This is a genomic window from Sphingobium sp. TomTYG46, assembly GCF_055396345.1.
The window spans coordinates 143,610-152,567 of record NZ_AP027324.1 but is presented as its reverse complement, the minus strand read 5'-3'; the positions used below and the strand labels follow the sequence as shown (position 1 = coordinate 152,567).

Annotated in this window: 10 protein-coding genes and 1 pseudogene; 7 read left to right on the top strand and 4 right to left on the bottom strand. The window is 61.1% G+C overall.

Features of this window, described 5'->3' with window-relative positions; all coding sequences use genetic code 11:
* Window positions 1-100: 100 nt before the first annotated feature.
* Both ACZ5YV_RS00815 and ACZ5YV_RS00810 read left to right on the top strand, forming a co-directional pair.
* Complete coding sequence (locus ACZ5YV_RS00815; protein ID WP_460987484.1) at window positions 101-1,471, top strand: class II 3-deoxy-7-phosphoheptulonate synthase; 1,371 nt, start codon at window positions 101-103, stop codon at window positions 1,469-1,471.
* Between the two features lie 160 nt (window positions 1,472-1,631).
* Complete coding sequence (locus tag ACZ5YV_RS00810; protein WP_464788158.1) at window positions 1,632-2,393, top strand: ParA family protein; 762 nt, start codon at window positions 1,632-1,634, stop codon at window positions 2,391-2,393.
* 116 nt (window positions 2,394-2,509) lie between these two features.
* Here the strand turns inward: ACZ5YV_RS00810 and ACZ5YV_RS00805 are convergent, their stop codons facing one another.
* Entirely contained in the window at window positions 2,510-4,231 is a 1,722-nt protein-coding gene (locus ACZ5YV_RS00805) for a fatty acyl-AMP ligase (RefSeq protein WP_464788157.1), read from the bottom strand.
* Window positions 4,232-4,432: 201 nt separating this feature from the next.
* Between ACZ5YV_RS00805 and ACZ5YV_RS00800 the strand changes: the two genes are divergently transcribed.
* From ACZ5YV_RS00800 to ACZ5YV_RS00785, 4 genes and pseudogenes are all read left to right on the top strand, one after another.
* Window positions 4,433-4,957 (top strand): regulatory protein RecX, encoded by a 525-nt coding sequence (locus tag ACZ5YV_RS00800; protein ID WP_464788156.1) that lies wholly within the window; start codon window positions 4,433-4,435, stop codon window positions 4,955-4,957.
* A gap of 65 nt (window positions 4,958-5,022) precedes the next feature.
* The gene (locus ACZ5YV_RS00795; RefSeq protein WP_464788155.1) at window positions 5,023-5,550 is read left to right on the top strand and encodes a DUF192 domain-containing protein; all 528 of its coding nucleotides are present in this window, start codon (window positions 5,023-5,025) and stop codon (window positions 5,548-5,550) included.
* A 51-nt stretch (window positions 5,551-5,601) separates the two neighbouring features.
* The gene (locus tag ACZ5YV_RS00790) at window positions 5,602-6,000 is read left to right on the top strand and encodes an NADH:ubiquinone oxidoreductase subunit NDUFA12 (RefSeq protein ID WP_464788154.1); all 399 of its coding nucleotides are present in this window, start codon (window positions 5,602-5,604) and stop codon (window positions 5,998-6,000) included.
* Window positions 5,997-6,404: pseudogene (locus ACZ5YV_RS00785) on the top strand (DUF2155 domain-containing protein); the annotation flags it as partial. The gene ACZ5YV_RS00790 and the pseudogene ACZ5YV_RS00785, both read left to right, overlap by 4 nt.
* 35 nt (window positions 6,405-6,439) lie before the next feature.
* Here the strand turns inward: ACZ5YV_RS00785 and aat are convergent.
* Window positions 6,440-7,195 carry a leucyl/phenylalanyl-tRNA--protein transferase gene (gene aat, locus ACZ5YV_RS00780; protein ID WP_464788153.1) on the bottom strand — a complete coding sequence of 252 codons (756 nt, stop codon included), beginning with the start codon at window positions 7,193-7,195 and terminating at the stop codon, window positions 6,440-6,442.
* Between the two features lie 172 nt (window positions 7,196-7,367).
* Here aat and ACZ5YV_RS00775 point away from each other — a divergent pair, with 172 nt between their 5' ends.
* Window positions 7,368-8,033: an FMN-binding negative transcriptional regulator gene (locus ACZ5YV_RS00775; RefSeq protein ID WP_464788152.1), complete on the top strand. Its 666-nt coding sequence runs from the start codon at window positions 7,368-7,370 to the stop codon at window positions 8,031-8,033.
* A gap of 27 nt (window positions 8,034-8,060) precedes the next feature.
* Here the strand turns inward: ACZ5YV_RS00775 and ACZ5YV_RS00770 are convergent, their stop codons facing one another.
* Together ACZ5YV_RS00770 and ACZ5YV_RS00765 are read right to left on the bottom strand one after the other, a co-directional pair.
* Window positions 8,061-8,468: a VOC family protein gene (locus ACZ5YV_RS00770; RefSeq protein WP_464789115.1), complete on the bottom strand. Its 408-nt coding sequence runs from the start codon at window positions 8,466-8,468 to the stop codon at window positions 8,061-8,063.
* A 43-nt stretch (window positions 8,469-8,511) separates the two neighbouring features.
* Entirely contained in the window at window positions 8,512-8,934 is a 423-nt protein-coding gene (locus ACZ5YV_RS00765; RefSeq protein ID WP_464788151.1) for a GFA family protein, read from the bottom strand.
* Window positions 8,935-8,958 lie beyond the last annotated feature (24 nt).

Below are 8,958 nucleotides of genomic sequence, written 5' to 3'. Positions count from 1 at the left end.
CCTTCTCCGCGCTGCGTCCCGGATGGGGATGGTATAAACTTGCTTTGATTCCTACATGAGCGTAGGGGCGGCCACTATTTTTAGCATTGGGAGACATGACGTGACGGCGAAGTGGACGCCGGAAAGCTGGCGGGAGCATAAGGGCATTCAGATGCCCTTCTATCGTGACGCACAGGCGCTGGCCGCCGTAGAAGGTCAGCTCAGCCAATTTCCCCCGCTCGTCTTTGCCGGCGAAGCGCGCAACCTGAAGGCCGAACTCGCCAAGGTCACGACCGGCGAAGCATTCCTGCTGCAAGGCGGCGATTGCGCCGAAAGCTTTGCGGAGTTCCACCCGAACAACATCCGCGACACGTTCCGCGTGCTGTTGCAGATGGCGGTGGTGCTGACCTTCGCGTCCAAGCTGCCGATCGTAAAGGTCGGCCGCATGGCAGGCCAGTTCGCCAAGCCGCGTTCGGCCGATACCGAGACGATCGGTGGCGTGGAACTGCCCAGCTATCGCGGCGATAATGTCAACGACATCGCCTTCACGCCTGAATCGCGTGAGCCCGATGCCCAGCGCATGATCCGCGCCTACAACCAGTCGGCGGCGACGCTGAACCTGCTGCGCGCCTTCTCGACCGGCGGCTATGCCAGCCTGGATCGTGTGCATGGCTGGATGCTGGATTTCATGGGCCGCAGCCCGCTCGCGGCGAAGTTCGACGCTGTCGCCGACCAGATCGGCGCGGCGCTCGACTTCATGCGCGCCTGCGGCCTGTCGCCGGAGACTGTGCCGCAGCTGGGTGGAACCAGCTTCTACACCAGCCATGAAGCGCTGCTCCTTCCCTATGAAGAGGCGCTGACCCGTCAGGATTCGCTGACCGGCGACTGGTATGACACGTCCGCGCACATGCTCTGGATCGGCGACCGCACGCGGTTCGAAGGTTCGGCGCATGTTGAATATCTCCGCGGCATCGGCAATCCGATCGGCATGAAGTGCGGCCCGAGCCTGGAGCCCGACGCGCTGATCCGCCTGCTCGACATCCTGAATCCCTCGCGCGAGGCGGGCCGCATCACGCTGATCACCCGCTACGGTCACGACAAGATCGAAGCGGGCCTGCCCAAGCTGGTCCGCGCGGTGATGCGCGAAGGCCATCCGGTGGTGTGGTCCTGCGACCCGATGCACGGCAACGTGATCAAGGCGGCAAATGGTTACAAGACGCGGCCGTTCGACCGCATCCTTGCCGAAGTGCGTGGCTTCTTCGCCGTGCACCGCGCCGAGGGCAGCTTTGGCGGCGGCATCCATGCCGAAATGACCGGGCAGAATGTGACGGAATGCACCGGCGGCGCCATCGCCATCACGGACGAGGGCCTTGCCGATCGCTACCATACCCATTGCGACCCGCGCCTCAACGCAGCACAGAGCCTGGAACTGGCATTCCTGCTCGCGGAGATGCTGAACGAGGAACTGAAGGAACGCCGCGCGGCGGCTTGATCCCTCGGAACGATCGAAGAGAATCCCGCCGGATATTCCGGCGGGATTTTTCATGGGCCTGCCGCGCTGGCAGAGCGAGAAAGCCACGCCTGTCACGACAGCGTCATTAACTTATGATTGTCCGCTTGCTTTGGCAGGTCAAAGCCGTAGCTTTCACCCCATGGCAAAGGAACCGGCATTGGCGACCGTCGCCGTCTACAGCCTTAAAGGTGGCGTTGGCAAAACCACCTTCGCGATCAATCTGGCTTGGGCATCTGCATCCATCTCGCGGCGACGGACATTGCTGTGGGATCTTGATCCGCAGGCTGCCGCTAGCTGGCTCATCTCCACTGACAAGCAGAGCCGCGACGCGGCGCAAGCGATCTTCAGCAAGGATGTGGAGGTGCGCAAGCTCATCCAGCCTTCGACAGTGCTCGGCCTCGACCTGATCGCCGCCGACACCTCTCTGCGCAGCCTCGACCACCTCTTTCGTGAGATGGACAAGAAGAAGCGGCTCGCCAAGCTGATTGAAAATCTGGGCAAGGATTATGACCGCATCATCCTGGATTGCCCACCTGGCCTCACTGAAACCAGCGAGCAAGTGCTCCGCGCCGCTGACATGATCGTGATTCCGGTCATCCCCTCGCCCCTGTCGCAACGCGCAATGGGCGAAGTAGCACGCTACCTCGTCCAGCGCGGCGGATCGCATCCGCCGATCCTGCCCGTCTATTCCATGGTGGATCGGCGCCGCGCCCTGCACCGCAAGGCGTTGGAGGAGCAGCCCGGCTGGCCCGCTGTCCCGATGGCCAGCATGGTCGAGCAGATGGCGGTGAAGAGGAAGCCCCTCGGTGCCTTCGCGGCGTCTTCACCCCCGGCGCAGGCTTTCGCGAGCCTGTGGACCACGATCGAACGGCAGGTATTGAAAGATCAAAAGAGCGGGTAAGACCACCCCCAACCCGTTCGGGCTGAGCTTGTCGAAGCCCACTATTTCTCTTCATTAAAGGAGAACCCTTCGACAGGCTCAGGGCGAACGGAATAAAACTATTCCAATAGCATCCATCAAGCCGCGATATCGTAGGGCCTGATCTCACCCGTCAGATATAGGTTCCGCGCCTTCGACCGGCTCAATTTACCCGAACTCGTGCGCGGCAAGGTGCGCGGCGGCACCAGCTCCACGACGCAGTTCATGCCGGTGATCGCCCGCACCCGCTCGCGGATCTGGTCACGCAGGCGCGTGCGTTCGTCATTGTCGGACGTGCGGCAATGCACCAGCACCGCAGGCGCTTCCTCGCCACCCGGCGTGGTGATCGCGAAGGCCGCGATGTCGCCCTGCTTAAAGCCCGGCAGTTGCTCAACGGCCCACTCAATATCCTGCGGCCAGTGATTCTTGCCGTTGATAATGATCATGTCCTTGGCGCGGCCGACAATGTAGAGATAGCCATCGCTCAGATAGCCCATGTCGCCGGTGTCCAGCCAACCATCCGCCATGCAGGCGTCGGTAGCTTCCTGATCGCGAAAATAGCCGACCATCAGCGACGGGCCGGTCGTCCAGACCTTGCCGATCTGCCGCTCATTCAGCAGCCCGCCGTCCTCGTCACGGATTTCCACGATCATGTCGCGCGCGGGCTTGCCGCAGTTGACGATAGAGCGAAAACGTTGCGGACGTCCCTCGGTTGCATCGCCGCCAGACAGGTCGGTTTCCTCGACCAGCTCGACAATGATACCCTCACCTGGCGGCATGATGGTGACCGCCAACGTAGCTTCGGCCAGGCCATAGCTCGGCAGGAAAGCCTTGGGCGAGAAACCCGCATCAGCGAACGCGTCGACGAAGCTCTGCATCACGTCGGGCCGGATCATGTCCGCCCCATTGCCTGCAAGCCGCCAGCGCGACAGGTCGAACCGGTCCTGCGCCTTGGTCTGGCTCGACATGCGCCGCGCGCAAATGTCGTAGCCGAAGGTCGGCGAATAGCTGATCGAGGTGCCCTCGTTCCGGCTGATGAGGTCCAGCCACGCCAGCGGACGGCGGGCAAAATCCTCTGTCTTCATATAGTCCGTCGACACCTGGTTAGCGACGACCGACAGGAAGCAGCCGACCAGCCCCATGTCATGATACCAAGGCAGCCAACTGATGCAGCGATCGCTGTCCTGCACCTGCATGCCATGGCTGTGCGCGGCGAGGTTGCTCAGCAACGCATGGTGCGTCACCGCAACGCCATGGGGAAAGCGGGTCGAACCGCTCGAATATTGCAGATAGGCGATTTCCTCGCCCTTCGCCTGCGGCAGTTCGACGGGGACGGCCTCCCGCGCGATGAAGTCCTCGAACGCAATGCTCTCGACATTTTTCTGGCGGCCAGACTCTCCCGCCATCTCTTCCAGTTCCTTGGGGAAGAGGAACAGCATCGGATCGCAGCTGTCCAACTGGACATTCAGCTGGTCGATATAGCTTTCCTTGCCGCCAAAGCTGGTGGGCAGCGGCAGCGGCACCGGCCAGGCACCCGCATAGATGATGCCGAAGAACAGTTGCGCGAAGTCCGTGCCCGTTTCGGCCACCAGAGCCACGCGATGCTCCGGCTTCACACCATGGGCGATCAGGCGGTGTGCGCATGCGATCGCATCGGCGCGTAGTTCGGCAAAGGGATAGGGTCGCGCCAGATTGCCACGCGCATCATGGAAATTCAGCCCGCGCTGCCCCTGCGCCGCATAGTCGAGCGCCTCGCCCAGCGTCTCGAAATCCGAGAAGCGCCTGGGAAGGGCGTCATTGGTCGGCGTCGGTGCCATCATGCTTTGCGAACCCGTCATATTGGTTTCACCCAATTTCAATCTTGTCATCCGGGCGCGCCGCTATCATCTTTGAAGCAGCAATGCACCGGATAGTTGCATTCCAGCTTGGCCTTCTACAGCATGAGGCGCGGTAAAATTCCGGCCCCACTGTGGCATAATCAAGGCGCCCGTCGCATAAACCATTGCCATGAAGGCGCTCATATGACCGGCAAACGCCCCCGACCGCCGCTGGATGGTGACAGCCTGCGCGATCTGGCCCTGCGTTACGTCGGCCGTTTCGCAACAAGCCGGGCGAAGCTGCTCGCCTATCTCAACCGCAAATTGCAGGAACGCGGATGGGCCGACGAAGGTCCGCCCGCGCCGGAACGGCTTGTCGAGCGGCTGGCCGAACTGCGCTATGTCGATGATCGCAGCTTTGCCGTCATGAAAAGCGCGGCGCTTACCCGTCGCGGTTATGGGGCACGCCGCGTTGCGCAGACCTTGCGGGCCGATGGAATAGCGGACACTGATCGGGAAGAAGCGGACGCTCAGGTCGACAACGATAGCTGGGCTGCGGCCGATCGTTTTGCTCGCCGCAAACGCCTCGGCCCCTATGCCACGGCGGCGGCAGATCCAAAGCAGCGTGAAAAGGCGATCGCCGCTTTCCTGCGCGCGGGCCACAGTTTCGACACCGCCCGCCGCTGGACGGACGCTGCCCCCGGTGAGCCGCCAGAACCCGACCAGTGACGACGCGCCATGGGGCCTCGCAAAATCTGTGGCGCCACCACTCCCGGATAGGCTAGCACAACAGGATGCGGATCGCCTTTCCCTTCCTGGTCGCGGTTTTAGCCGCCTGTTCTCCCACCCAGCCCAAGGCGGAAAAGACCGCCAGCCCTACAAACCAGCAGACCAATCTGCTCCCTCTTGAAATCCGTACGGACTCGGGCAAGCACCGTTTTGCGGTGGAAACCGCCATCACCGAAAAGGAGCAGGAAAAGGGCCTGATGCTCCGCAAGTCCTTGGCCGCGGACAGCGGCATGCTCTTTCCCATGTCGCCGCCCCGCACCGCCAGCTTCTGGATGAAGGACACCCTGATCCCGCTCGACATGCTCTTCATCCGCACCGACGGGGTGATCGCCTTCATCGCCGCCAATGCCGCACCCTATTCACGCGTGCCGGTTTCTGCTGGCGTTCCCGTGGCGGCCGTCCTTGAGCTGCGCGGCGGGCGGGCGGCTGAACTCGGCATCGTTGAGGGCAACAGTGTATCTTGGGGCAGCTGCGTCGATCCTGCGGTCAAAAGTCCCGTCGACCTCGATTTCTGCCCAGCGCGCACCCGCTGACGCCATATCCGCCTTGCCAATCCCCCACGGCAGGCGCTAAGCGCTTGGCGCATGGGAATCCTGGCCAAGATCTTCACCTGGTGGAATGGCGCGACCATCGGCACCGCACTTTATACCTCCCGCAAGGGCAAGAAAGTGGGCGAGGACCATCAGGGCAATATCTATTATGAAGGCGGCACGGACGTGCACGGCCGCACCCGCCGCTGGGTAATCTACAACGGTAATAATGACGCTAGCCGCGTACCTGCCGAATGGCACGGGTGGCTGCATCACACGATCGAAGGAACACCGGAAAGCTTCCTCCCCCCGCCCCGTATCTGGGAACGGGATTTCACGCCCAACGCGACTGGCACCCCCAATGCTTACCGGCCGACGGGTGCGCTGGAAAAGGGTGCGCAGCGCCAGCGCGCGACCGGCGATTATGAAGCGTGGAGCCCCGACGCATCATGACCCTGCGCCCGGCGGGGACGGTCCTGCCGATCCTGCCCCTCGCCCTGCTGCTGTCGCTTGCGGCCTGTGGCGGCGATGAACTTCCCACTGCGAACCAGACCGGCCCCGTGAAGATCGAGGGGCAAAAGATTCGCAATGGCGGTTCTTCGGCCTTGCCCGGCACGCCCATGGCGGATCGCGTCGCGGTGATCGGCCTGCTCAACAAGCGCAACGGGATCACCACTGACCTCACGATGAAGCCCGGCGACGCCTTACGCGTAGGCGATGCGATCGTCCGCCTGCAAGCGTGTGAGACGACTGCTCCTTGGGAAAATGTGAAGGAAACCGGAGCCTTCATTCAACTCGACGTGCGCAGCACCGCCGACAATAAGTGGCGCCGCAACTTTTCGGGCTGGCTGTTCAAGGAACGACCCGACCGCAACGTGGTGCAGCATCCGATCTACGATGTATGGGTAAGAAGCTGCACGATGTCCTGGCCAGAAAGCGGCCCCGACACGGTCAAGCTTGGCGGCAAAGGCGAACCCCCAGCGGACGCCTCTCCGCCGAGCGGCGCAAATGCCAGCTCGGCCCAGCCCCCCGAACCTCCGGCCAATGCCGAGGAACGGCCCGCACCTAGCGGGACGTCCCCTAGCGCACCCGCGAGCAATCCCAGATAATCCTTCTGGCTGATTTCTATCGCTCCCAATGACCGAAGATGGTCGGTCATGAATTGGCAGTCGAGCAAGGTGAAGCCTGCAAAAAGCATGCGGGCGGTGAGCCAGGCCAGAGCGACCTTAGAAGCATCGGTTTTTCGAGACACCATGCTTTCGCCGAAAAAGGCTTGGCCCAAAGCGACCCCATAGAGTCCGCCCGCCAGCTCATCGCCATCCCAAACCTCGATCGAATGCGCAAAGCCGATTTCGTGCAGATGCCGGTATGTCTGCTCGATCTCCTTGTTGATCCAGGTCGACGGCCGATCCTCCGCCGCCTGCGCGCATAGCGAAACAATGCCGCCAAAATCGTGGTTGGCAGTCACACGGAAACGCTCCTGCCGGATCGTTTTGGCCAGCGAATGGGACATGCGAAAGCCATGGAGCGGCATGATCGCTCGCCGCTTGGGCTCAATCCAATAAACCTCCTCCGCATCCCGGTCATCGGACATGGGAAACACGCCGATGGAATAGGCCTGCAAAAGGACCAGGGGATCGATCGTCATTGAATGAAGGCTTAGCGACAGCCGCGACGCTGCGCCAGAGGGGCTGTGCAGGCCATTCCGCCTATTGTCCCTATATCCTCCGTCATCCCGGCCTTGAGCCGGGATCCCGCTTTATCTGCGTCGGCGAAAAGAGGTTGAAGGATAAGGAAGGCTGGACCAGCCGCAATCCGCGATGCATCCTCATGGAAGCGGCAAAAGCATTTCAGGAGCGACCATGTACAGGCCACCCGTCTTTCGGGAAGATCGTTTGGAGCAATTGCACGCCATAATCCGTTCTCACCCGCTGGCCACGCTCGTGACCCATGGGGCGAAGGGTCTTACCGCCAATTTCATCCCGTTCACGCTGACCAATGAAGATGGTCGCGATACCTTGCGTGCACATATGGCACGGGCGAATGGTCAGATAGAAGACCTTCTGACCGGCGCCGAAGCTTTGGTCATTTTCCAGGGTCCGCAAGCCTACATCACCCCATCCTGGTACGCGACGAAGAAGGAGCATGAAAAGGTAGTTCCAACCTGGAACTATATTGTCGTTCAGGGCCGGGGAAATCCTCGCATAATCGAAGATGCCAATTGGCTGCGAACGCAGATCGATGCTCTGACCACGCTGCAGGAGGCGGATCGTTCAGCACCATGGTCTGTCAACGACGCCCCGGAGGACTACATCGATGCGCTGCTGAAAAACATAATCGGCTTTGAAATACCGATCGAGCGGATCGAAGGAAAATGGAAAGTCAGTCAGAATCAGCCTGCCATTAACAGGGCGGGCGTTGTCGCCGGATTGAGAGAAATCGATCCGACTTCGTCCATGGCCGCTATAATCGATCAGCAGAAATAAAGCGCAACATCCCCGTGCGCCGTGCCATCAATAATCGAAAACCGTCACCCCTTTGGCCGCCTCCAGTCGGTAATGTGACAGCCTCGTTTCAAGAGAGCCCACATGTATTTCCAATTTATGCCCGTCGGGATCGAGGAAGTAAGTGGACGCACCTTCGCTACTATCGCTTTTCCAAATGATGCACTCGGCGGCTAAGCGTTCGCTCAAGCTGTAATAGTCCGCCTCCACAACATTGAACGCCAGATGCGTGTAGTCTGAATGCGGCGACGTTCTCACCTTGTCGTCCCGGAATAGGCACAGCCAAAGCGTCCCCGCTTCAAGATAAGCGCCATCGCTCCACACCGCCCGGACGGTACAGCCAAGGACATCGCGATAAAAGGCCAGTGACCGTTCAACGTCTGCAACCGCCACTGTCACATGGTTTAATCCGGTTATGCCCCTTCCCAACTTCGTACTCCTTCGAAGACGGACCCGTTCCTCAATCCCCACGAATAAAGCGCAACACCCCGGCAATCCGCGCCCGGCCCGCATTGTCGCTGGGATGATTTTCACCATCCAACACGGGCACCTCGGCGAAATCGAAGGGGCTCATTCCCTCAAGGCAAGCGACATTCACCCCATATTCGTTTGCATTGGAGCGGCGCTGGTGGTGCGTGTAGATGCCGCACCGCGAACAGAAGAAGTGCTGCGCCGCTCCGGTATTGAACCGATAGCTCGTGAGCATATTCGCGCCGCCCACAACATGAAGGCCGTCCAGCTTCGCCGAAACAGTTACGGCGCCCCGCATACGGCAAAATGAACAGTTGCACCGGCGGGCGCTGTCGAGGCCTTCACTCAATTCCACCTCAAAACGGACGGCGCCACAATGACACTGGCCGCCATGCCTGCTTGCATCCGCCATCGCTCCACCTCCTTCGACATGAAC

Coding starts and splice junctions, on each gene's coding strand:
- ACZ5YV_RS00810 (WP_464788158.1), top strand. CDS start 1,632: ATGGCAAAGGAACCGGCATTGGCGACCGTCGCCGTCTACAGCCTTAAA.
- ACZ5YV_RS00805 (WP_464788157.1), bottom strand. CDS start 4,231: ATGATGGCACCGACGCCGACCAATGACGCCCTTCCCAGGCGCTTCTCG.
- ACZ5YV_RS00800 (WP_464788156.1), top strand. CDS start 4,433: ATGACCGGCAAACGCCCCCGACCGCCGCTGGATGGTGACAGCCTGCGC.
- ACZ5YV_RS00795 (WP_464788155.1), top strand. CDS start 5,023: ATGCGGATCGCCTTTCCCTTCCTGGTCGCGGTTTTAGCCGCCTGTTCT.
- ACZ5YV_RS00790 (WP_464788154.1), top strand. CDS start 5,602: ATGGGAATCCTGGCCAAGATCTTCACCTGGTGGAATGGCGCGACCATC.
- aat (WP_464788153.1), bottom strand. CDS start 7,195: ATGACGATCGATCCCCTGGTCCTTTTGCAGGCCTATTCCATCGGCGTG.
- ACZ5YV_RS00775 (WP_464788152.1), top strand. CDS start 7,368: ATGCATCCTCATGGAAGCGGCAAAAGCATTTCAGGAGCGACCATGTAC.
- ACZ5YV_RS00765 (WP_464788151.1), bottom strand. CDS start 8,934: ATGGCGGATGCAAGCAGGCATGGCGGCCAGTGTCATTGTGGCGCCGTC.